Origin of the sequence: Mesorhizobium sophorae (assembly GCF_002270415.1) — a bacterium.
Taxonomy (GTDB): Bacteria; Pseudomonadota; Alphaproteobacteria; order Rhizobiales; family Rhizobiaceae; genus Mesorhizobium; species Mesorhizobium sophorae.
The window spans coordinates 319,092-340,856 of sequence record NZ_NNRI01000022.1; the positions used below are offsets into that span (position 1 = coordinate 319,092).

At 63.7% G+C, this 21,765-nt stretch carries 19 protein-coding genes; 5 read left to right on the plus strand and 14 right to left on the minus strand.

The genetic code is table 11. From position 1 onward, the window contains the following. Positions 1 to 90: 90 nt before the first annotated feature. Positions 91 to 1,857, minus strand: a complete 1,767-nt coding sequence (locus tag CGZ66_RS32580) for a tetratricopeptide repeat protein (RefSeq protein ID WP_095090794.1) — start codon at positions 1,855 to 1,857, stop codon at positions 91 to 93. A 184-nt stretch (positions 1,858 to 2,041) separates the two neighbouring features. Next, complete coding sequence (leuA, locus tag CGZ66_RS32585; RefSeq protein WP_095090795.1) at positions 2,042 to 3,802, minus strand: 2-isopropylmalate synthase; 1,761 nt, start codon at positions 3,800 to 3,802, stop codon at positions 2,042 to 2,044. Positions 3,803 to 4,234: 432 nt separating this feature from the next. Here leuA and CGZ66_RS32595 point away from each other — a divergent pair, with 432 nt between their 5' ends. Then, positions 4,235 to 5,401, plus strand: a complete 1,167-nt coding sequence (locus CGZ66_RS32595) for an ATP-grasp domain-containing protein (RefSeq protein ID WP_095090796.1) — start codon at positions 4,235 to 4,237, stop codon at positions 5,399 to 5,401. Positions 5,402 to 5,405: 4 nt separating this feature from the next. Further along, complete coding sequence (locus CGZ66_RS32600; RefSeq protein ID WP_095090797.1) at positions 5,406 to 6,182, plus strand: esterase family protein; 777 nt, start codon at positions 5,406 to 5,408, stop codon at positions 6,180 to 6,182. A gap of 113 nt (positions 6,183 to 6,295) precedes the next feature. Here the strand turns inward: CGZ66_RS32600 and CGZ66_RS32605 are convergent, their stop codons facing one another. The 4 genes from CGZ66_RS32605 to CGZ66_RS32620 all read right to left on the minus strand — a co-directional run bounded on the left by CGZ66_RS32605 (position 6,296) and on the right by CGZ66_RS32620 (position 9,110). After that, on the minus strand, positions 6,296 to 7,381 hold the full coding sequence (locus CGZ66_RS32605) for an AbrB family transcriptional regulator (RefSeq protein ID WP_095090798.1): 1,086 nt from the start codon (positions 7,379 to 7,381) through the stop codon (positions 6,296 to 6,298). 70 nt (positions 7,382 to 7,451) lie between these two features. Beyond that, complete coding sequence (locus CGZ66_RS32610) at positions 7,452 to 7,766, minus strand: putative quinol monooxygenase (RefSeq protein WP_095091691.1); 315 nt, start codon at positions 7,764 to 7,766, stop codon at positions 7,452 to 7,454. A gap of 62 nt (positions 7,767 to 7,828) precedes the next feature. Beyond that, a complete protein-coding gene (locus CGZ66_RS32615; RefSeq protein WP_095090799.1) occupies positions 7,829 to 8,611 on the minus strand; it encodes an SDR family NAD(P)-dependent oxidoreductase in 783 nt (260 codons plus the stop codon). A 61-nt stretch (positions 8,612 to 8,672) separates the two neighbouring features. Further along, complete coding sequence (locus tag CGZ66_RS32620; protein ID WP_095090800.1) at positions 8,673 to 9,110, minus strand: DsrE family protein; 438 nt, start codon at positions 9,108 to 9,110, stop codon at positions 8,673 to 8,675. Positions 9,111 to 9,212: 102 nt separating this feature from the next. Here CGZ66_RS32620 and CGZ66_RS32625 point away from each other — a divergent pair, with 102 nt between their 5' ends. Then, the gene (locus tag CGZ66_RS32625; RefSeq protein ID WP_095090801.1) at positions 9,213 to 10,304 is read left to right on the plus strand and encodes a hypothetical protein; all 1,092 of its coding nucleotides are present in this window, start codon (positions 9,213 to 9,215) and stop codon (positions 10,302 to 10,304) included. Between the two features lie 7 nt (positions 10,305 to 10,311). Here the strand turns inward: CGZ66_RS32625 and CGZ66_RS32630 are convergent, their stop codons facing one another. After that, the gene (locus tag CGZ66_RS32630; protein ID WP_095090802.1) at positions 10,312 to 11,259 is read right to left on the minus strand and encodes a cation diffusion facilitator family transporter; all 948 of its coding nucleotides are present in this window, start codon (positions 11,257 to 11,259) and stop codon (positions 10,312 to 10,314) included. A 5-nt stretch (positions 11,260 to 11,264) separates the two neighbouring features. Next, on the minus strand, positions 11,265 to 13,454 hold the full coding sequence (locus CGZ66_RS32635; RefSeq protein ID WP_095091692.1) for an anthranilate synthase: 2,190 nt from the start codon (positions 13,452 to 13,454) through the stop codon (positions 11,265 to 11,267). 318 nt (positions 13,455 to 13,772) lie between these two features. Between CGZ66_RS32635 and CGZ66_RS32640 the strand changes: the two genes are divergently transcribed. Beyond that, positions 13,773 to 14,543, plus strand: a complete 771-nt coding sequence (locus CGZ66_RS32640; RefSeq protein ID WP_095090803.1) for an isocitrate lyase/PEP mutase family protein — start codon at positions 13,773 to 13,775, stop codon at positions 14,541 to 14,543. Position 14,544: 1 nt separating this feature from the next. On the opposite strand, the gene CGZ66_RS32645 is transcribed toward CGZ66_RS32640, so the two are convergent. From CGZ66_RS32645 to CGZ66_RS32660, 4 genes are all read right to left on the minus strand, one after another. Beyond that, on the minus strand, positions 14,545 to 15,600 hold the full coding sequence (locus tag CGZ66_RS32645) for a succinylglutamate desuccinylase/aspartoacylase family protein (protein ID WP_095090804.1): 1,056 nt from the start codon (positions 15,598 to 15,600) through the stop codon (positions 14,545 to 14,547). An 88-nt stretch (positions 15,601 to 15,688) separates the two neighbouring features. Further along, the gene (locus CGZ66_RS32650; protein WP_095090805.1) at positions 15,689 to 16,867 is read right to left on the minus strand and encodes an MFS transporter; all 1,179 of its coding nucleotides are present in this window, start codon (positions 16,865 to 16,867) and stop codon (positions 15,689 to 15,691) included. Between the two features lie 120 nt (positions 16,868 to 16,987). Continuing rightward, entirely contained in the window at positions 16,988 to 18,364 is a 1,377-nt protein-coding gene (locus CGZ66_RS32655) for an FAD-containing oxidoreductase (RefSeq protein WP_095090806.1), read from the minus strand. After that, a complete protein-coding gene (locus CGZ66_RS32660) occupies positions 18,361 to 18,822 on the minus strand; it encodes a DUF4126 domain-containing protein (protein ID WP_095090807.1) in 462 nt (153 codons plus the stop codon). The genes CGZ66_RS32655 and CGZ66_RS32660 overlap by 4 nt, the downstream gene beginning before the upstream one ends. A gap of 183 nt (positions 18,823 to 19,005) precedes the next feature. Between CGZ66_RS32660 and CGZ66_RS32665 the strand changes: the two genes are divergently transcribed. Continuing rightward, positions 19,006 to 19,563 (plus strand): sugar O-acetyltransferase, encoded by a 558-nt coding sequence (locus CGZ66_RS32665; RefSeq protein WP_095090808.1) that lies wholly within the window; start codon positions 19,006 to 19,008, stop codon positions 19,561 to 19,563. 200 nt (positions 19,564 to 19,763) lie between these two features. On the opposite strand, the gene CGZ66_RS32670 is transcribed toward CGZ66_RS32665, so the two are convergent. Together CGZ66_RS32670 and CGZ66_RS32675 are read right to left on the minus strand one after the other, a co-directional pair. Further along, entirely contained in the window at positions 19,764 to 21,098 is a 1,335-nt protein-coding gene (locus tag CGZ66_RS32670; RefSeq protein WP_095090809.1) for an ATP-binding protein, read from the minus strand. Continuing rightward, positions 21,095 to 21,754, minus strand: a complete 660-nt coding sequence (locus CGZ66_RS32675; RefSeq protein ID WP_095090810.1) for a response regulator — start codon at positions 21,752 to 21,754, stop codon at positions 21,095 to 21,097. Before CGZ66_RS32675 ends, CGZ66_RS32670 begins: the two co-directional genes overlap by 4 nt. Positions 21,755 to 21,765: the final 11 nt, after the last annotated feature.

Sequence of the window (21,765 nt, forward strand, 5' to 3'; positions counted from 1 at the left end):
TCCCAGTCTAGCGTGATGACCAGTAAAATCTTCGCGATTTGCCCGGTTGCGGACAGTCCCGGCGTGCCTAATCTGTGGATGTCGATTGTGTCAGCTTGCGTTACCGAGCCCTGCGGCGCGCAGAGCCTGGACCAGGCGGTCGGTCAGGTCGGCCGGATATTTCCGCTCGACGAAGGTCGCGCGCGGATCGGCGGCAAATTTAGGGAACTGGGTGTTCAGTTGCCCCAGCAGCGTGCTGACCAGATGGTCCTGTCCGGCAGCCTTCGCACCGATCAACCGCGCCGCAAGATAGTGCGATTTCGTTGCCGTCGTTCTCAGTGCCATGCTGGCCGCGACCGCCTTGTTCGTGTTGCCGAGCATGAATTCGCCGACGAACAGCCCGTAGTCCCACCATGTCGAGTGGCCGCTGAAGGTCTCCGCCGCATGCGCCAGGATCGGCGTTCCCTCCGCGTATCGACCGGCGAAGATCAGCCCGTAGCCGTAGGCGGCAGCCATGCCGAGATCGTAGGGATTGAGTTCATAGGCCTTGCGCATCCAGCGGATCGCTTCGTCCGTATTGCCGAGACGCGAACTGACATAGCCGTAGGAGCGATGCGCATAAGGGCTGGTCGGCCCCATCTGCACGCCGCGATGGGCAAACTCCACGGCCTTTTCAATCGTCGCATTGGGCGGATAGGCGTAGTGATCGGAGACCGCCTCGAGTTGCAGAGACGCCAGTTCCGAATAGACCAGCGAGGACTTTGTTCCGCCATTGGCCAATTTTTCGAGGCAGCGATAGGCAGCTTCATGGGTTCTGGCGTTCTGGTCGAGATAATATTTGTCGTTGAGCAGCAGGCATTGTGTCAGGCCGTTTGGTGCGCCGGTCTGCTCGATATAGTTGTAGATCGTGCCCGAGGCGGGAAGCGCCGAACTCAGCATGTCGGCGATACGGTCTTCGACCACGGTCGGTGCGCTGTCGGCAGGGGTCAGATTGCGCGACAGAAGCACCCGTCCGGACGCCATACTTTGCAGTTCGATCGTGATATCGCCCGCGTTCGGTCCGGGCAGCATGTCGAATATGAAACTGGTGGCGTCGTCGGCCCGATCGGTGGGCGTGTCGCGACCGATGAAGTCGATCGTATCGAAGCCGCTCAGGCCGGCGCGCAGCGAGGCGGCGACGCGGCTGGCATCGGCGCCTTCGGCCTTGAGGTCGATATAGACGAGCGGCAGGGCGTCGGCCGTTGCCGACGGCGCGATGCTGCTGGTTGCGCCGGCGGTCTCGAGGGTCGCCGACATGTCGCCGCCACCGGTCAGCAAGGCGCTGCTGCCCTGACGAAGGATCAGCAGGCCCAGCATGGCGATGACCAGGGCGATCGCCATCCAGAAGAAGCGGAGTTGGCGCACCACCGAGGGGGTGGGCTTCGCGAGAGCCGGCGACACCGCATCCGGCATGCCCGTGCTGGCGTCGTTGGCCCGATCGGCGGACGTGGCGCCATCCAGCCTGAGTTCGGGAACAGCCTCAGCCGGCAGCCGGATCGCGTTCAATTCATAGGCGGGAACATAGCCGCCACGCGGAATGGCTATGCGGACCGGCTCGGCAACGCCTTCATTGGCAAAATAATGCTGCAGAAGCTCGCGCAGCCTGCCCGCCTGAACCCGCACCACGGCGTCGGTGGCCGGATCGAAATCGCCGTCCTTGCCGAAAACATCCATGGCGATGGAGAAGCCCTTGAGCCTGTCGGCTTCGCCGGCTTGTTCGCGTTCGACAAGGTAGCGGAGCAACTTGCGCGCGCGTTCGGATCGCCCGAACGTCTGGCTGGCAAGAAGTCGCTCCAGTGTCTCGCGCACTGCGGGGGCGGCAGGCGTGGCATGCTGCAAGTGTCGATCCTCTCGAAGTCGGCACAGGTTGAGGCGCGATCATATAGTTCCCGCACCGCCACACAAGTATTCACCCATTATGCGATCACGTACCCCACCGGATAATTCTTCGGTGGTTAATGATACGAAGGATCGGAACCGATCACCGAATGGGGAGGGTTCCGATCTTCGTTCTGGTCGTGCGTCAACCGGCCTTTTTGACGACGATGCGGTTCGCCGCCGACATCACCGCTTCCAGCGAGGCGGCGACGATGTTGGTGTTGATGCCGGCGCCGAACAGCTTGCCATCAGGATGTTCCATCTCGACATAGGAAATGGCCGAGGCGTTCGAGCCGCGCTGCATCGAGTGCTCGGAATAATCGAGCACCGACATCTCGATGCCGAGGTGACGCGAGAGTGCATCGACGAAGCCGTCGATCGGACCGGTGCCGGTGCCGGTAATCGTCACCTCCTTGCCGTTGTCGACGATGACCGCCTCGACGACGCGCCGGCCCTTGGTCTCGGTGCTGGGATAGGTGTGGTGGTCGAGGAATTTCAGCCGCGCGCGCGGCTGGTCGACATAGGTCTCCAGAAAGCGCTCGTAGATGCGCCTGACCGGCACTTCCTTGCCCTCGGCATCGGTGATCGCCTGGATTTCCTGGCTGAACTCGATCTGCAAATTGCGTGGCAGGTTGAGGCCGTGGTCGGCCTGCAGCACATAGGCGATGCCGCCTTTGCCAGACTGCGAGTTGATACGGATGATCGCTTCGTAGCTGCGGCCGACATCGGCCGGATCGATCGGCAGATAGGGCACTTCCCACAGGCTCGTGTTGGCCTTCTTCAGCGCCTTCATGCCCTTGTTGATGGCATCCTGGTGCGAGCCGGAAAAGGCAGTGTAGACGAGCTCGCCGACATAGGGATGGCGCTCGGGGATCTTCAACTGGTTCGAATATTCGTAGACATCCTTCATCCGGTTGATGTCGGAGCAGTCGATCCCCGGATCGACACCTTGCGTGTACATGTTGAGCGCCAGCGTGACGATGTCGACATTGCCGGTGCGCTCGCCATTGCCGAACAGCGTGCCTTCGACGCGGTCGGCGCCGGCCATCAGGCCGAGCTCGGTGGTGGCGATGCCGGTGCCGCGGTCATTGTGGGGATGCAGCGAGACCAGCAGGTTCTCGCGGTTGTCGAGGTTGCGGCACATCCATTCGATGCGGTCAGCGTAGATGTTGGGAGTCGACATCTCGACCGTCGACGGCAGGTTGATGATCAGCTTGTTGTCGGGTGTCGGCCTGACGATCTCGGTGACGGCGTTGCAGATCTCCAGCGCCACTTCGAGTTCGGTGCCGGTAAAGCTCTCCGGCGAATATTCGAAGCGGTAGCCGCCGCCGGCCTTGGCCGCCATGTCGGTGATCATCTTGGCGGCGTCGGTGGCGATGCGCTTGATGCCGCCGACGTCCTTTTCGAAGACGACGCGACGCTGCAACTCGCTTGTCGAGTTGTAGAAATGGACGATCGGGTTGGTGGCGCCCTTGAGCGCCTCGAAGGTGCGGGTGATCAGTTCCGGCCGGCACTGCACCAGCACCTGCAGCGAGACATCGGCGGGTACGTTGCCTTCCTCGATGCACCAGCGGGCGAAGTCGAAGTCGGTCTGCGAAGCCGACGGGAAGCCGATCTCGATCTCCTTGAAGCCCATGTCGAGCAGCAGGCCGAACATGCGCGCCTTGCGCTCATGGCCCATCGGATCGATCAGCGCCTGGTTGCCGTCGCGCAGGTCGACCGAGCACCAGATCGGCGCCTTGTCGATGACTTTCGAGGGCCAGGTGCGGTCGGTGAGGCCTACCGTGGGGTAGGGTTGATATTTGCGCGCCGCGTCCGGCATGCCCCGGGCTGCCTCGGGCGTGCCCTTTGCCGCATCCTTGCCGGCTACCGCGGCATCGGGGCGGATTTCTTCTCGTGCGTTCATCGTCGTTTCTCCCGGCGGCTCACGGATCCACCCTCAGATGGATTGATGGCGAGCGGCGCCTTTACCAGAATTTCGTTCGCTTGATGTGACGTGCCAATTTTGTGACTGGCCAAGGAGCATGCGCTTGCGCGGCGGTTCGACCGCCGGGCGCTCCTTCAGCGAACCCGGCGATCGCCGATAAGGCCGAGAAGAAGCAGGGTCGAAGCCAGTGCACGCACGGTCTCGCCGGAAAAACCGGTCGGACGGGAAGCGTTGGTGGCGCGCGTGTTCATGGCGGTTCTCATACAGGAGCGGCTTGTGGGAGGCAAGTGGGGCCGCATGGCGGGCCGAGCTTCTGTTGGAAATCATCCCTAACATGTGCGCTCTTCCCCACGCGCTGCAAATGCGCCAGACTTGGCCTTGTCGGGGTCACTATCGGCAGGGGGGTCATCCATGAATTTCGTGTTCTTCTCGCCGCACTTTCCCGTCAATGGCGCGGATTTCTGCGACCGGTTGAAGAAGGCCGGGGCCAGGGTGCTGGGTATCGGCGACGCACCCTATGAGGCGCTCGACGGCAAGCTGAAGGCGGCGCTCAGCGAATATTACCGCGTTGCCGACATGGAGGACTACGATCCGGTGTTCCGGGCTATGGGGCATTTCATCCACAAGTGGGGCCGTATCGACCGTTTTGAATCGCTCAACGAACACTGGTTGGAGTTGGAAGCCAACATCCGCACCGACTTCAACATCTACGGCACCAAGCTCGATTTCGTGAAGAATTTGAAGCGCAAGAGCCGCATGCGCGCCTTCTTCCGCAAGAGCGGCGTCGACACCATCGCGCAACGCAAATGCTCCGACAGGACCGGCGCCATGACCTTTATTCGCCGCGTCGGCTATCCGGTGGTGGTCAAGCCCGACAGCGGCTCTGGCGCCTCGAACACCTTCAAGATTTCCAACACTGGCGAGCTCGACCAGTTCTTCAGGGACAAGCCCGAGGATGTGACCTTCGTCATGGAGCAGTTCATCGAGGGGCTGGTGGTGACCTTCGACGGGCTGGTCAACCGCGATAGCGAGGTGGTGCTGGCCGCCAGCCACCGCTACGACCAGAGCGTCATGGAAGTGGTCAACAAGGACCGCCACATGAGCTACACCTGTTTTCCGCGGATCAGCCCTGCGGTCGAGGAGGCCGGCCGCAAGATCCTGAAGGCGTTCGACGTGCGCGAGCGCTTCTTCCACATCGAGCTGTTCGAGACCAAGGACGACCGCGTCATCGCGCTGGAGGTCAATATGCGTCCGCCTGGCGCCTGGATGACCGATGCGATCAACTACACCTTCGACATCGACGTCTACGCGGCGTGGGCCGACATGGTGGTGAAAGATGCCGCCGGCGGCCCCTATGAGGGCAAGTATTTCACCGCCTATGCCAGCCGCAAGCGGCGCCTCAGCTATTTGCACAGCCATGAGGACGTGCTAGCCGCCCATCGCGACAAGATCGTCCACCATCAGGCCATCGAAGAGGTTTTCAGCCGCGCCATGGGAAATTACGCCTACCAGATGCGCTCGAAGGACGAAGCGGCGCTGCGCGAAGCGGTCGCCTACATCCACGCGGAAAAGGCGTGAGGCGATGGACGTTTCCTATCACAAGACTTTCGCCCGCAATCTCGGCCGCGACATGGAATACAAGCGCTACGGCCATGCCGGCCGGCCGGTGGTGGTGTTCCCGACCTCGCAAGGGCGGTTCTACCAGTTCGAGGATTCCGGCGGGGTAGGGGCACTGGCCGAGTTTATCGACACCGGCCGCATCCAGCTGTTCACGGTCGACGGCATCGATTCGGAATCCTTCTTCGACAAGCATGCCGACGCCGCACACCGCATCGGCCGGCACGAGGCCTATTTCCGCTATGTGCGCGAGGAGGCGCTGCCGGAATTCCTGTCCACGGCCGCGCAGGCCAATGGCGGGCGCAAGTTGAAGCCGCTGTTCACAGGCTGTTCGATGGGCGGCTATCATTCGTCGAACTTCGTCTTCCGCTTTCCCGAACTCGCCAGCGGCGTCATCTCGCTGTCGGGCGTCTATTCGGCCCGCGACTTCTTCGGCAAGGCGCTTGAAGGCGACATCTTCTACAACTCGCCGCTCGACTATCTGCCCGGCATCGTCGACCCTAAACTGCTTGCCCGCCTGAAGGCGCTCAGGCTGATCTTCTGCTGCGGACAGGGCGCCTGGGAGGAACGGATGCTGGTCGAGACGCGCAAGCTGGAACAGATCCTGCGCGACAGGTCCATTCCCGCCTGGGTCGACTATTGGGGCGGCGATGTCAGCCATGACTGGCCGTGGTGGCACAAGCAACTGGTCTATTTCTTCGGCCGCTGGCTGGATGAGGACCTGATGCACAGGCTGGATTAGGGCGCATTCGGGTGATGCCGGCCGGGAAACGTCGGTGGGCCGTTGCGCGGCAGCACCGCTGACGGGCTTCCTGGCTGTGAAATCGCAACCTGGTTGTGATTTCAGAACGTTGGCTACCCCCTGACGCTTCTCGCCACCAGCCGCGCCACGCTCGGGCCGACCAGCAGCACGATCAGGAAGCGCGCCGATTGCAGCGCCATGACGAAGGAGATGTCGACGTTCTGCGCGGCGGCGGCAATGATGGCGATGCTGTCCATGCCGCCTGGGCTGGTCGCCAGGTAGGCGGTCAAAGGGTCGATGCCCAGGAGATGGCTGATCATGAAGGCAAGGCCGCCGCAAAATGCGATCAACGCCACGATCGAGGCGATGATCTGCGGCAAGGCACGCGTCGCATGGCGCAGGATCGGCCGGGTGAAGTTCAGGCCGATCGACCAGCCGACCATCGCATAGCTGACCGCCAGCAGCCATTGCGGCAATTGCATCTCCACGCCAAGGCCAAGATGGATGACGGTGCCAACGATGAAGGTGCCGAGAAAGAAGGGCGAAGGCAGCCGGCAAAGCTTTCCCGCCAGGCCGCCGACAAGCGCGATGCCGATGGTGGCAGCGAAGGCTTGCGGATCGATCGGCGGAAACCAGATGATGGGTGGGATTTCGACCCCCGACGTGTCGACCCACATCTTTGCAACGAGAGCCGCCGTCATCGAGACGAAGATGACGCGCAGATATTGCATGAAGGCGACGAGCCGCTGGTCCGCGCCGAAGGCACCGGCCATCAGCACCATGGCGGTGGCGGCACCTGGCGAGGAGCCCCAGACGGCGGTGGTACCGGGCAGGATGCGCCAGCGGCTGATCAGCCAACCGAGCAGGCTGGAGGCCGTGACGGTGGCCACCACGACGCCGAGAAACAGCGGCCATTCCCGATAGAAGACCGGAAAGATGTCGGCCGAGATCGAACCGGCGACGAGGCAGCCGACAATCGCCTGGGCGGCGCCGAACATAAGACGCGGCACGCGCACCGTTGCGCCATTGGTGCCGGCGACAATGGCCGCCAGCATTGGTCCGATCAGCAGGGCGGCTGGTAGGGCAGCGAGCTCCAGCGCGCCGGCAAACAGGGCGGAGACGGTCAGGATCGCCAGCCATTGCCAGGCCTTAGGCATCCGCGCCATGCGCTCGACAACGGGCCGGTCCGGGGAATCCATGTCTTGGTCTTAGACTTGAAGCGGGGCGATGCGAACCCCGCTGCGCCGAAAAAGGATGCCTCGCGTGAGCTTAGGCTTTTTTGCCGTCGACCAGGCCAAAGCCGCCGACAGGGTGCGTTTCGACCTGGAATTCAAAGCCGGCGATGAACGGCCGCGCCTTGGCGATCGCCGCCTGGACTTCCGGAAGCTGCAGCGAGGCCTTGTGACTTTCGGCGTCGGTCCACACTTCGGTGACCCAGATCGCATCGGCATCCGCGGGGTCGCGGGCAATGATGTAGCTCAGGCAACCCGGCAGGGCACCGGTGCTGGTACTGGCGCGCAGGACCTCCATGACCGCGTCGCGCTGGCCGCGCGATGCCCGCATCTTGCCGATCAGTCCATACATTCCTTTGTCTCCCTTCGAGGTTTTCGACAAGATATGCAGATCGTCAGTATGCAGATAGCCGGTCAAGGCATCAACTGGCCGCCATTCACCTCGATCACCTGGCCGGTGATGTAGCCGCTCATAAGGTCGGAAGAGAGGAACAGGTAGGCGCCGACGCAGTCTTGCGCGGTGCCGGCGCGCCCCTGTGGAATGGTGGCGACCATTCCCTTTATCTGCTCGTCGGTCGAATAGCGCTCGTGGAATGGCGTGAGAATGGTGCCGGGCGCCACTGCGTTGACGCGGACGCCGAAGCCGATCAGTTCCTTGGCCATGCCGCGCGTCACGTTGGAGACGAAGGCCTTGGCCGAACCGTAGAGGCCGGCGCCGCCGCCGGCGCCGTTGCGCGCGGCGATCGACGAGGTGTTGACGATGAAGCCGCCCTGTTTCTTCAGCCACGGGATCGCCTTGCGCGAGGCGGTCAGCACGGAACGTGCATTGAGGTCCATCACCGCGTCGTAATGCGCCTCGGTCTGCTCGGCATAGGGCACGCGGCCGAGCATGCCGCCGGCATTGTTGACCAGCCCGTCGAGGCGGCCGAAATGCTGCGCGCTGTCCTCGACGACGCGTTCGACATCGGCGGGAACCGAGAAATCGCCCTGGACGAGGAACACCCCGCCGCCCTTGTCGGCAATGGTCTTGGCCAGAGCCTCGGCGGCGTCGCGGCTCGAATTGTAGTGCAGTGCTACGCGGCATTTCTGTGCGGCGTAGGCCGACGCCAGGGCCGCGCCTATACCGGTCGATGCACCGGTGACCAGTACCGCCTTGCCGGCGAGATCGGGAATGCTGAGTGTGGTGGTGGCTGGCACGCGTGTCCTCCGGGATTTCTGCCGGTCCTTCGTAGGCCTTTGGTGCCCAGATGTTCAAGCCTCATGGGCGCAGATAGACGTAGCCCTGGCCCTGCAATTCCGCGAGTTTGACGACGCCACCCTTGTCGGCGGCGTGGAACCCGTCGAGCAGGTCGGTCAATGAAATATCCATGCCTTGCATGGTGTTGGCGCAGGCATGCGGATCGAGCCCCTGCTGCACCAGACCGGCGAAGCGGCCGGAAATCGCGGCCGATATGCCTTTGGACTTGAAGGCGGCAAGGGCTGGGCCATGCACGACCAGCACGATGTCGACATTGCCGCCGGTGCCGTCATAGTGGTTCTTGATGTTGCCGAGAACGAAATTGACCTTGTCGAGATCGCTGAGATGATAGACGACCTTCTGCCTGGCAGGCTCCGTGGCGGCTGCCTGCACCACCCGCAGGCCAAGAAACGTTCCGGTTCCGGCAAGAACCGCGCGGAACATATCGCGCCGGCGCATAGCATTTTCCTCCGCTTGACGGCGCACCGCAAAATGCGTGGCTGCGGCCGCAATACTAGCATAAATTGACGCTACGTCCTGTCGATGCGGAGGAGGGGTCACATGACGCTTTGTAAGGTATTGGCGCGCAGCGCTTGGGGTGTCGCGCTGCTTGCCGCGCTTGCTGGCTCCGCATTGGCCGATGACGCACTCAAGCTCACCGAACTCAGCCCCAATGGTGCCGACGCCTGTTTCGGCCGCGTCTATGACGCAGCACATCTCAAGGCGCATCCGAAGCAGAAGGTGGCGCGAATCTTCTTCTACTATGGCCATGATCCGGTCAGCCGGCCGAATGAAGAGCCGGCCGCGAATTCTGACTCATCGTACAATGCCTTCGTTGCCACCACCGTGCGCGGCGCCAAGGCGCCTGAATGGGCCGGCGGCTGGTGCAATCACGAGTCCGAGGACGGCAAATCAGGCCCAATCCATTGCGGCATGGATTGCGACCGCACCCTGGCCTCGCTGAAAGTCGATGACAAAGGAAGCCTGATCCTCACTGACGTGCAGCCCGATCTTTATCTGGATGCCGGGTCGGAAGAGGAACTGGGTGCAGCGGAATACGACAGGCAGGCGCTGGGCAAGGAAGATGACAATTTCCGCCTCGACCCGATGCCGGCCGCGACCTGCAAGGCGGAGTTCGCGCGCATCGATCCGATCGACCCGGCGCTCGGGGCCCCGCTGCGCGAACGGCTGAAGCCGGACCAGGCCTTCTGCTATGGGCGCGACTATGACGCGTCGCACCTGGCCTCGCACCCCGATCAGCTGACGCAGTCGATCCGGGTTTTCCGTGGCTCGGTGGAGCTGGCATCTTTTGCTTCAGGGGGCGACGCAGCCAACTGGCCCGATGGCGCCGACATTGCCGTCACCGTCACCACGCGGCAGAAATCGGCCAAGGTCACGCAGACCTATTCCTGCCAGGGCGAGGCCGACCAGTGGCGCTGCGCGGCAAGTTCGAAGATGAGCGATTTTTCCTGCGACATCGCGCAGAAGGAGATTTTCCTCAAGCGCGGCGTCAACGGCACCATGATGCTGGCCAATCCCAACAGCAGCCTGGCGATCGTCGATCTGTGTTCGAAGGCCGCCGACGGCAAGACGAAATCCGACGACAAGGTCTACCGGCTGCAGCCGATGCCGCAATCGGCCTGCGCGCCGTGAGCTGACCTCAGGCGAACGGCACGGCAGTCGTGCCTTTCGGCAGCTTGGCTTCGTCGTCGGGCTCGACATGGATGGTGACGCGCACCGAGGGGATTTCGGCTTTCAGCGCGTCCTCGATACGGTCGCAGATGACATGGCTTGCGCCGACCGACATGTCGGCGTCGACGACCAGATGGAACTCGATGAAGGTGGCGCGGCCGGCGATGCGCGTCTTCAGGTCATGCACCTCCAGCGCGCCCTTGCAGTTGGCCGAGATGACGTCGCGGATGCGCATGTGCGCCTGCGTGTCGACGGCACGGTCCATCAGGCCGTTCATCGACGAGCCGATGACGTGCCAGCCCTGCCACAGGATGTTCAGCGCCACGATGACGGCGAGTGCCGGGTCGAGGATGTGCCAGCCGGTGAGGATTGCCCCGACCAGGCCGCCGAAGACGCCGATCGAGGTCACCACATCAGTCATGATGTGATTGCCGTCGGCAACCAGCGCCGGCGATTTCTCGGCCCTGCCGGCGCGGATCAGCGTCCAGGCCCAGAAGGCATTGATCACCGTCGCGATGCCGTTGACCGCCAGGCCGTTCCAGGGCTTTTCGATGGGCGCTGGCACCTGCCAGGCTCGCCAGACCTCGTTCAGGATCAAAAGCGCGGCGAGAACGATCAGCACGCCTTCGAGAACAGCCGAGAAATACTCGGCCTTGTGGTGGCCGAAGGGATGGTCCTGGTCGGCTGGCTTGTAGCTGACCTGGATCGCCCAGAAGGCGGCCATCGAGGCGATAACGTTGACGATCGATTCCAGCGCGTCCGAGTAGAGCGCCACCGAGCCGGTGATGTACCAGGCGACGAGCTTCAGACCGAGCACGACTGCGGCAATGATGATCGACCAGAACGCAAGGTTGGCGACCTTGCGCTTCGCCGCGGCCTTGGCCGCGATCGCCATCGTGTTCTCGGTTTCGGCCATGGTCGTCAGGCGGCCTTTTCCTTGGCCTTGCGCGGCAGGTGGGCAACGATGTTCTCGATGATCCGCATGCCGGCATTGTGGCCGAGTGTCATGATCGATTCAGGGTGGAACTGCACCGCGGCGATGGGTTCCTTGCGGTGTTCGAAGGCCATGATGACGCCGTCCTCGGTCTCGGCCGTGACGATGAAATCATCGGGCAGGCGCACCGGATCGGCGAAGATCGAGTGATAGCGGCCGACGGTGACTTCCTTGGGCAGGCCGGAGAAGATGATGCCCGGCTTCGAGACGCGGATGCGCGACGGCTTGCCATGCATCGGGACATGCAGTTGCCTGAGCTCGCCGCCATAGGCTTCGGCCAGTGCCTGCAGGCCGAGGCAGACGCCGAAAATCGGCAACTCGCGGGCGCGCGCCTTCTTGATGGTGGCGGCGCAGTCGAAATCCTTCGGCGTGCCGGGGCCGGGCGACAGCACGACGAGGTCGGGCTTCAGCCGGTCGAAGACTTCCTCCGGCACCGGCGTGCGTACGGTCGAGACGTTGGCGCCGGTCTGGCGGAAGTAATTGGCCAGCGTGTGGACGAAGCTGTCCTCGTGGTCGACGAGCAGGATGTTGACGCCGTCGCCGACGCGGGCGGTGGTGCGCTCGGTGCTGGCGGAGTTGCCTGTCTTGGCGTCGCGGATGGCGGAGAGCATGGCGGATGCCTTCAGTTCGGTTTCGGCTTCTTCTTCCTCGGGAATGCTGTCGAAGAGCAAAGTGGCGCCGGCACGGACCTCGGCAATGCCGTCCTTGATGCGGATGGTGCGAAGGGTGAGGCCGGTGTTCATGTCGCCGTTGAAATTGACCATGCCGATCGCGCCGCCATACCAGGCGCGCGGGCTCTTCTCGTTCTGCTCGATGAAGCGCATGGCCCACAGTTTCGGCGCGCCGGTGACGGTGACCGCCCAGGCATGCGACAGGAAGGCGTCGAAGGCATCCATGCCTTCGCGCAGCCGCCCCTCGATGTGGTCCACGGTGTGGATCAGGCGCGAATACATCTCGATCTGGCGGCGGCCGATGACGCGCACCGAACCGGGCTCGCAGACCCGCGACTTGTCGTTGCGGTCGACGTCCGAGCACATGGTGAGTTCGGATTCGTCCTTCTTGGAGTTGAGCAGCTTCAGGATCTGCTCTGAGTCGGAAATGGCGTCGTCGCCGCGCTTGATGGTGCCCGAGATCGGGCAGGTCTCGACACGGCGGCCGTTGACACGCACGAACATTTCCGGGGAGGCGCCGATCAGATATTCGCCTTCGCCCAGATTGATGAAGAAGGAATAGGGCGAGGGGTTGATCGACTTCAGCTTGCGCGAAATCTCGGACGGCTGCGTCTCGCAGCGCTCGTAGAACATCTGGCCGGGCACGACCTCGAACAGATCGCCGCGCTTGAACGAATCCATGGCCTTGCGAACCAGGTTGGCGTATTCGCCCGGCTCATGGTCACCGCGCGGCGGGATGCGGTCGGCGGTCTTGAATGGCTCGGCGATTTCATCACGCGGCAGGCCTTCCGTCGAAAACCCATCGCCCGAATAGTCGTAGCGGTCGGTCCAGGCCTTGGCCGAGTAATGGTCGACGACCAGGATCTCGTCGGGCAGGAACAGGACGAGGTCGCGCTGGCTCTGCTTGCGCTCGAGCTTGTAGTCGACCGGGTCGAACTGGAAGGCGAGGTCGTAGCCGAAGGCGCCGTAGAGGCCGAGATTGGCGTCTTCCTCGGTCTTGAATAGAGCGGTGATGGCGCGCAGCACGGTGAACACTGAGGGGACCCGGCTGCGCTCCTCCTCGGTGAAGATACGGCCGGGTTTGGCGACGTCGAGGCTGATCAGTTTCTTCGAGTTCTCGGCGATGGTGACATCGACCAGGCTGCCGAGCGTCCTGCCGATGACCGGCAACAGCACCTCGCCACGACCGTTCAGCGCCTCGATGCGGACAGTGCGGCCGCGCGCCGAAATGACAAGCGGGGGATCGATGATGGCGGTGTCCCAGCGCGTGTAGCGGCCGGGATATTCGTAATTCGAGGAAAACACCGCGCCGCGGCGCGCATTCAGCCCATCGACGTAAGCGTCGATGGCGCCCGCATAGGGCTGGTCGTGGCGCTCGCGGATGATGGTGATGCCACCCCCGGTCACGAAACTTTCCGCCCCGTTTTCCAGAACCTTCATCGTCATTGCCGTCTCCATCAGCTTCTTGGGGCAACGGACCCGGGAATGGCTTGAAAAAACAAATGGCCGCCCGGACATTCCGTTGCGGCCACCCTCTATTTCCACGCGCACGCGTTCGAACAGGCCGCTGTCAGCAGGCCCACCACCAAATGGTCTTGGTCGAACGCATGTTCATGGCGAAATCCATAGCTGCGAAAAACCGGATGTGCAACAGGTTTGAAAATCTGTTCGTTGGCCGCCGCTTCTGCGGTTCATGGCACATCGCCAGAGCCGGCGGTCCTGCTTAGGCTGGATGTCCAACGGCAGAAATATGGGAAAACACCAATGACCGAGCAGATCGACCGCGCACGGACGTTCCATTCCCTCCACATCAAGGGAAACCCGATCGTTCTCTACAATGCCTGGGACTCGGGCTCGGCCAAGATTGTCGAGAAAGCAGGGGCCAAGGCGATCGCCACGGGAAGCTGGCCGGTGGCGGCCGCCTTCGGGTATGCCGATGGCGAGAAGATCCCGCTGGAGCTGGCGCTCGACAACATCAGGCGCATCGTAGGGGCGGTCGACCTGCCGGTGACCATGGATCTCGAGGGCGGCTACGGCGTTGAACCGGAAACCGTCGCCCGCACCGTGATGCGTGCCGTGCAGGCCGGCGCCATCGGCTTCAATTTCGAGGACCAGATCGTTGGCGGCACCGGCCTGCATGACATCGCGCTACAGGTGAAGCGGATCGAAGCCGCAGCGGCGGCGGTCAAGGCCTCGGGTATCCCGGCATTCCTCAACGCCCGAACCGACATCTTCCTCAAGGCCAAACCGGATACGCACGACAAGGCGCTGCTCGACCAGGCGATCGAACGAGCACACGCCTATGAAAGGGCCGGAGCGAACGGCTTCTTTGCGCCGGGCCTTGGCGATGAGAGCCTGATCGAGGCGCTCTGCAAGGCAATCGCGTTGCCGGTCAACATCATTGCGCTGGCGCATGTGCCGCCGCGCCAGCGGCTGGCGGAACTCGGCGTCGCCCGCATCAGCCACGGGCCGGTGCCTTACCGGCAGATGGCCGAATGGTTGGAGGCGAAGGCGCGGCTGGCTATTTCGGGCTAATTCAGTCCTCCAGTGTCCCCGACCTGGCGTCGGCGCTCTTGCTGTCGCCGACCAGCTTCAACAAGTCTTCGCCGGCGCGGATGATGCGGCGCGAGCGGCGGGTGAGGATGATGCCATCCTGCGGTGCCAAAACTTCGGTGCGGCCATTGGTTTCACCCGGTGCATGGACGATGGTGGCGAGGCGAGCGCCCTTGGCGACGCGGTCGCCGGGCTTCACGTCATAAAGCACGGCGCCCGCCCGGGGCGCGGGCATCATCTCGATATTTTCCAGCGGTGCGACGACACCGGTGAAAGGACCGGGTGCGGGCAGGGCGGTGTCGGAGATCACGCCGCGCGTCACCAGCAGACGGTAGAGACCTTCGGCGTCGGCGGCGGCCAAGGTGCCGTCGACATCGAGGATGCCGCGATATTCGACCGTCGTGGCGACGCGACGGTCGAGTTTGGCCACGTCATCGGGAACGTTCTGGTAGGGCATGATCGAGGCGCCCTCGAACGTACCGTCTGTGTCTTCGCTCCACAGCATCACCGCATCGACGCCCATGGCGGCGGCACAGTCGGCCATCGCCGGCCACAGGCTGGTATGGACATAGAGATAGGCGAGGCCCTCGTCGTCGCAATGCAGGTCGAGCACGATGTCGTGGCCAAGCGAAAGCTGCACCAGCCGGGTCTTCAATCGCTGATCGACGGAGCCAAGCGTGGTGTTGGGCAAGAGTGCTGCGTCGGGCGCGGCAAGCAGCGGAAAGCCGCGATTGAAGTTGGTGCGGGTGCCGAGATGGAAGCGGCCCTGATGCTCGCCGAAATGATATTGGGCGCGGCCGATCGGGTTGGCCCAGGGCACGACGGTGATGTTGCCCTTGATGCGGCCTTCGGCCTCGGCCTTGGCCAGCATCGGCATCAGCGCGTCGATGGCGACGACGCCCGGCAACTCGCCGGCATGGAGTGCCGCCTGCAGATAGGCTGACGGAGCGGCCTTGCCGGTTCCGGCAAACCGGAACAGCGGAAATTCGTAGGAAACTCCTTCGCTTTCGCCGGCGATGCGCTCGATCGATTTCTGCATGACTTTCCTCCATCAAGAGCGACAAGACATGCAATCTGACGGTGCCGATGTCGATTGGTCCAGCCTGCCGCGCTATGGGCGCAAGCGGTTATTCCGCGGCAGCCTGAAGCGGGACGGCAGGCGCGCGCCTATCCAGTGTCTGCGACAGCACCGCGACGATGACCGCCAGCAGCGCCAATGCCGCGCCGACCAGCGGCAGGTTGGCATAGGAAACACCTGCGGAAAGGGCCACGCCGCCGATCCAGGCGCCGCTGGCATTGCCGACATTGAAGGCGCCCTGGTTCAGCGTGGCGGCAAGATTCGGCCCTTCGGAGGCCGCCTCGACGACGCGGATCTGCAGCGGCGGCACGACCACGAAGATGAGCAGGCCCCACAGGAAAACGATGCCGATGGCAACGCCGGCTTTGGCGCCGAACTGCATGAAGCCGACAAACAGCAGCGCCAGCAACAGCAGCGTGCCGATCACCGTCGGCATCAATTTCCAGTCGGCGAGCCGGCCGCCGATGATGTTGCCGATGGTCATGCCGGCGCCGAACAGCAGCAGCACCCAGGTGACGGCGGAGGTGGACAGGCCGGACACGTCGGTCAGATAGGGTTTTATGTAGGTGAAGACGGCAAACAGGCTGGCCGAGGCCAGGGCGGCGATCAGCATCGCCAGCCAGACCTGTAGCTTGCCCAGCACGCGCAATTCGCCGCGCAGGCCGCCACCGCTCGGTTCAGCGACGTCGGATGGCACCAGCCAGGCGATGCAAGCGACAGAGATCAGGCCGATGCCGACCACGGCGAGGAAGGTGGCGCGCCAGCCGAAGGCTTCGCCCAGGGCGGTGCCGGCGGGAACGCCAAGGATGTTGGCCAGCGTCAGCCCGGCGAACATCAGCGCGATGGCGCTGGCGCGCTTGTTGCGCGGCACCAGGCTGGCGGCAACGACCGAGCCGATGCCGAAGAAGGTGCCGTGGCCGAAGGCGGTGAAGACGCGCGCAGCCATCAGCATCCAGTAGTTGGGCGCGATGGCGCAGAACAGATTGCCGACGACGAACAGCGCAGTGAGCCCAACCAGCACCGGCTTGCGCGGCAAATGCGCGGTGCCCATCGCCACGATTGGGGCGCCGAAGACCACGCCCAACGCATAGCCGGTGACCAGCAGGCCGGCCGAAGGGATGGACACGCCGAGGTCGGCGGCGACCTCCGGCAACAGGCCCATGATGACGAATTCGGTGGTGCCGATGCAGAAGGACGCAATGGCAAGCGCAAGGATCGGCAAAGGCATGGGGCGTCCAGACTGAATCGGTTCAAATTCAGATTGAACGCGTAGCCCCGCTACGCGCAATATGCATTGCTGCAACGCAGCAATGCATAAAGTCCAGAGCTGAGCGCGAGCGTGAGTGTCTCACACCAGCGGCTTCAGCTCCTGGGCGATGGTGGGCAGCAGTTCCGAGACATTCGGGTGGATGTGCACCGCGCGCGCCAGCGTGTCGACGGGCGCCTTGGCGTACATCAGGTCGAGCACGCAATGCACCGCCTCGTCGCCGCCGGGACCAAGCACCGAACAGCCTAGGATCTCCCTGGTGTCGGCATCGACGAGAATCTTCATGAAGCCCTGCGTCTCGCCCTTTTCGACGGCGCGTCCGACGCGGGTCATCGGCCGCTGGCCGACAAGCGCCCGGCGACCGGATTTCTTCACCGCGGCCTCAGTCATGCCGCAGCGGCCGAGCGGCGGGTCGATGTAGAGCGCATAGGCCTCGATGCGGTCGCTGACTTTGCGCGGATCATTGTCGAGCAGGTTGGCGGCGACGATCTCGTAGTCGTTGTAGGACGTGTGAGTGAAGGCGCCCTTGCCGTTGCAATCGCCCATCGCCCAGATGCCGGGCACGCTGGTGCGCAGCTGGTCGTCGACGGTGACGAAGCCGCGCTTGTCGACCTCGACGCCGGCCCTGTCGAGGCCGAGATCGTCGGTGTTGGGCACGCGTCCCAGAGCCAGCAGCACATGCGAGCCAACCGCCGGCGGTTTGCCGGCGGAGAAGGTCACGGCAGTGTCGTTGCCTTGGTTGGCGAAGGCGATGTCGTCGGCACCGAGATGGACCGTAATGCCCTCGTTTTGGAGGATGGAAAGGATGGCGTCGGAAACATCCTCGTCCTCGCGGCCGGTCAGCCTGGGAGACTTCTCGATCACCGTGACGTCGCTGCCGAAGCGGCGGAACATCTGTGCGAACTCGAGCGAGATGTAGCTGCCGCCGACGACGACGAGATGGCGCGGCAGCACGTCGAGATCCATCATCGAGGAGTTGGTCAGATAGTCGGTATCGTGGATGCCGGGCAGGTCGGGCACCGAGGCGCGGCCGCCGGTGTTGAGGAAGATTTTTTCGGCGGTCAAAAGGTCGTCGCCGACGCGCACGGTGTTGGCGGATTCGAAACGCGCATGGCCGCGATAGAGCGTGCATTTGTCCATGCCGGCGATCCAGGTTTCGAGCCCGATGCGGGCGTCGTTCGACACCTTGTCCTTGCGCGCCTTGATCGCCTTGTAATCGACGCCGACGGGGCCGCTGAGCGTGACACCATAGTCGGCGGCCCGCCGCGCCAGATGCGCGGCATAGGCGCTGGCGACCATGGTCTTGGTCGGCATGCAACCGGTGTTGACGCAGGTGCCGCCGACCAGCTTGCGCTCGATCAGCGCCACGCTCATGCCGGCGGCATTCAGCCGGCTGGCCAGCGACGGGCCGGCCTGTCCGGCGCCAATGATGATGGCGTCGAAGGTCTTTGCCGTCATGCCACCGCCGCCACGATCAGCAAGCCGCCGATGATCGCCACTGCGTCCTCGATGAAGGCGGCGGGCGGGTCCTTGCCGAAGGCGGCTGCCAGCCGGCCGCGCGCTTCGGCACCGCCTAGCGTGCCGATGACAGCGCCGATGGCGCCGGCGATCAGGCCGCCGATGGTGGAACCGCCGGTGGCGCCGATGACAGCGCCGGTAAAGGCGCCCATGATGATGCGGGCGCCGAATTGCTGCGGCACTTTACGGCTCGGCGTCGAAGGCAACTGGTCGGTGACCAGTTCGACGATGGCCAGGATGGTGAAGATGCCGACAGCCGCCCAGTGGCTCATGAAGCTGGCCCAGGTGGCGGCGACCGGCAGCCAGCCGAGATAAGCCCCCCAGGCGACGGCGGCCGGCGCGGTCATCGCGCGAAGGCCGGCAATGACGCCGATCAGAAGTGCGAGAATATACAGCATGATTGATCCCCTCATCGCCGGGCCAGGACAGCCCAGCAAGAGCAGGCTAGCATAGGCTTGGCCTTTGACCAGACATGACTTCGAAAAATCGGAATGGATTTGCGCCCGGAATTGGCAGAAGCTGGCACTTCTCCGTCCGCGTCATTTGTGCTTTGGCGGGGATGCCGAAGGGAGGACACCGTCATGGCTGGAAGCGAGCGCGCCAAGATGGCGGCCGGCGAATGGTACACCTGCCTCGATGACGAACTGGAGGCCTTGCGCGTCATGGCGCGAGACGCGGTGTTCGAGCACAATTGCCTGCCACCCCGGCAGCGCGGAAACCTCGGGCCGGGCTTGAAGGCATTGCTCGGCGGCGTGGGCGAGGGCGCCCGCATCGAGGCGCCGTTCCACTGCGCCTACGGCTTCAACATCTTTCTCGGCGATGCCGCCTTTCTCAACGCTGGCTGCACCATTCTCGACACGGCAAGCGTGCGCATCGGCAATGGAACGCTGCTCGGCCCCAATGTGCAGATCTATTGCGCCGAGCACCACAAGGAGGCCGCCGGGCGGCAAGCGGGGCTGGAGATCGCGAGGCCTGTCGAGATCGGCGCCAATGCATGGATCGGCGGCAGCGCGATCATCCTTGGCGGAGTCAGCATCGGCGAGGGCGCCATCGTCGGCGCCGGCGCGGTGGTGACCCGCGACGTCGCCGCGAACACCACGGTGGTCGGCAATCCGGCGCGGGCGGTCAAGCGCGGCTGACGCTAGAGCGGTTCACCGTTTCACGGAAACGCCGAACCGCTCTATCTCTTTGTTTTGACGCAATTCCCTGAGGGAAAGCGCTACGCGCTTTTCCCGGGAAAACCGTTTCACACTTTTCCTGGAATTGCTCTAGGGCATGATGCCGAAAAGTGTGAAGCGGTTTTCGGACGACATCATGCTCTATCTCTTCGAGTTCGGCTCTAGGCGGCGGGAAACCGGATCGTCGCTTCGAACCCGTCTTGCCGTCCGGATGCCGGTGAGTTCAGAACCAGCGTCGCATCGATCTGTTGCAGGATCCGGCTGACGATCGCCAACCCGAGGCCCGATCCCTCGGCGCGCGTTGCGCCGCGTTCGAACCGCTTGATCAGGCTGCCTGGGTCTGGAACCACCGGACCTTGGTTGATCACGTCAAGTCGGGCGTCTTCGTCGATGCGCACGACAACCTCTCCGCCTTCGGCGCCATGCCGCAAGGCATTCTCGATAAGGTTGCGCAGGACGATGGCCAGTGCATCCGTGTCGATCGCGGCCAGCGCCTTGCCTTTCACCGGCGTTTCGAGGCGAAGGCGGTCCTTGTTTTCGCTGTGCTGTTCGAAGTCTTCGACCACCAGTGCCGCCACCGCGGCAAGGTCGGCAGGCTTTCCGGCGGCGGCCACTCCGGCGTCGGCGCGCGCCAGCTGCATCAACTTTTCGGACAGACCGGCGAGATTGGACAGTGCTGCCTTGATCTGGCGCGGACGTCTTCTTGCCGCGTCGTCCGGAGCTTCCGCGATCAGGCGCTCCGTCTGTGCCAGTGCGCCGGCAATCGGCGTGCGCAATTCATGCGCGGCATTCGCGGTGAATTCTTTTTCCGCCTCAAGCGCCATGTGCAGGCGCCGCATCAGGCTGTTGACCGACTTGGCAATGGCGGCGAGTTCGGAAGGCAGTTCGGTGGTGCGGATCGCAGCGAGGTTGTCGCCGTGACGGGCGCTGATCTCGCCGCGCAATGTCGCAATCGGCCTCAGGAAACGCGCCAGGGTCAACCACGCGACAAGTGCGCTCAACGGGATCAGGATGACCATCGGTATCAGGAAGCCGGTGGCGGCTTCGAAGGTTTCCTCGTTGCGCCGTGCATCGAGTTCGGCGACCTGGATGAAGATCGTGCCGCCAACCGCGGGCTCAGTGTAGATGCGCCATCCGGCGGCCTCCGAAAAGCCCTGCGCGAGTTCAGCCGTGAGCGGCTCCGCGGGAGCATTGTAGGAGTGCAGGAGAACACGGCCACTGCCGTCCCGCACCTGGAAGATGAGGCGACCGCCTATATCGTCTGAGACGGCCTCTGCCAGCCTGCGGGGCGATTGCGAAACCTCGCGCCCGAAAAGATCGTCGATGACCAGTGGCAGCAGCCGGCGGGCCGCTTCCTGCATCGAATTGTCCATGGCTTCGTTGATTTCACGATGCAGGGTGATGCTTCCGGTGCCCGCGGCGACCAGGCCGAAGGCGACCGTGACCAGGATCAGCGAGGCAACGAGGCGACCGGCAAGGCTGTCGAAGACCCTCATGGGAATGCCAGGCGGTAGCCTAGCCCCCTTACGGTCGTGAGGGCCTCGCGCCCGATCTTCTTGCGCAGGCGGCTGACATAGACTTCGACGGTGTTGCTTTCGATCTCCGCCCCGAAGGCATAGAGCGCATCCTCGATCTGGTTCTTGCCGACGGTCATGCCGGGCCGGCGCAAGAACTGCTCGAGCACCGCCCACTCGCGGGACGTCAGCATGGCCTCCCTGCCGTCCACGACAACGCGGCGGGCGGCCTGGTCGATTTCGACCGGCCCGAGCCGAACCAGGGGATTTGGGTTTCCAGCATAGCGGCGCGCGACCGCGGCGAGGCGCGCGGACAACTCGCCGAGATCGAACGGCTTGACCAGATAGTCGTCTGCTCCGGAATTCAGCCCCTCTATCCGGTCGGATAGCTGGTCGCGCGCGGTCAGGATGATGACCGGCGTATCGGTGCCTTCACGGCGCAGCGTCTTCAGGAATTCGAGCCCCTTGCCGTCCGGCAGATGGAGATCGAGCAGGACGAGTTCATAGGAGACGACATGAAGGTGATCGCCGGCATCGCCAAGCGTCGTGGTCCAGTCCACTGCATGACCGTCGGCGGCGATATGATCGCGCACCGCCTCGCCCAGCACGGGGTCGTCTTCGATCAGCAGAACGCGCACCTTGCCTCCGT

Coding starts and splice junctions, on each gene's coding strand:
- CGZ66_RS32660 (WP_095090807.1), bottom strand. CDS start 18,822: ATGCTGTATATTCTCGCACTTCTGATCGGCGTCATTGCCGGCCTTCGC.
- CGZ66_RS32665 (WP_095090808.1), top strand. CDS start 19,006: ATGGCTGGAAGCGAGCGCGCCAAGATGGCGGCCGGCGAATGGTACACC.
- CGZ66_RS32670 (WP_095090809.1), bottom strand. CDS start 21,098: ATGAGGGTCTTCGACAGCCTTGCCGGTCGCCTCGTTGCCTCGCTGATC.
- leuA (WP_095090795.1), bottom strand. CDS start 3,802: ATGAACGCACGAGAAGAAATCCGCCCCGATGCCGCGGTAGCCGGCAAG.
- CGZ66_RS32610 (WP_095091691.1), bottom strand. CDS start 7,766: ATGTATGGACTGATCGGCAAGATGCGGGCATCGCGCGGCCAGCGCGAC.
- CGZ66_RS32620 (WP_095090800.1), bottom strand. CDS start 9,110: ATGCGCCGGCGCGATATGTTCCGCGCGGTTCTTGCCGGAACCGGAACG.
- CGZ66_RS32640 (WP_095090803.1), top strand. CDS start 13,773: ATGACCGAGCAGATCGACCGCGCACGGACGTTCCATTCCCTCCACATC.
- CGZ66_RS32600 (WP_095090797.1), top strand. CDS start 5,406: ATGGACGTTTCCTATCACAAGACTTTCGCCCGCAATCTCGGCCGCGAC.
- CGZ66_RS32635 (WP_095091692.1), bottom strand. CDS start 13,454: ATGACGATGAAGGTTCTGGAAAACGGGGCGGAAAGTTTCGTGACCGGG.
- CGZ66_RS32625 (WP_095090801.1), top strand. CDS start 9,213: ATGACGCTTTGTAAGGTATTGGCGCGCAGCGCTTGGGGTGTCGCGCTG.
- CGZ66_RS32645 (WP_095090804.1), bottom strand. CDS start 15,600: ATGCAGAAATCGATCGAGCGCATCGCCGGCGAAAGCGAAGGAGTTTCC.
- CGZ66_RS32655 (WP_095090806.1), bottom strand. CDS start 18,364: ATGACGGCAAAGACCTTCGACGCCATCATCATTGGCGCCGGACAGGCC.
- CGZ66_RS32630 (WP_095090802.1), bottom strand. CDS start 11,259: ATGGCCGAAACCGAGAACACGATGGCGATCGCGGCCAAGGCCGCGGCG.
- CGZ66_RS32595 (WP_095090796.1), top strand. CDS start 4,235: ATGAATTTCGTGTTCTTCTCGCCGCACTTTCCCGTCAATGGCGCGGAT.
- CGZ66_RS32605 (WP_095090798.1), bottom strand. CDS start 7,381: ATGGATTCCCCGGACCGGCCCGTTGTCGAGCGCATGGCGCGGATGCCT.
- CGZ66_RS32650 (WP_095090805.1), bottom strand. CDS start 16,867: ATGCCTTTGCCGATCCTTGCGCTTGCCATTGCGTCCTTCTGCATCGGC.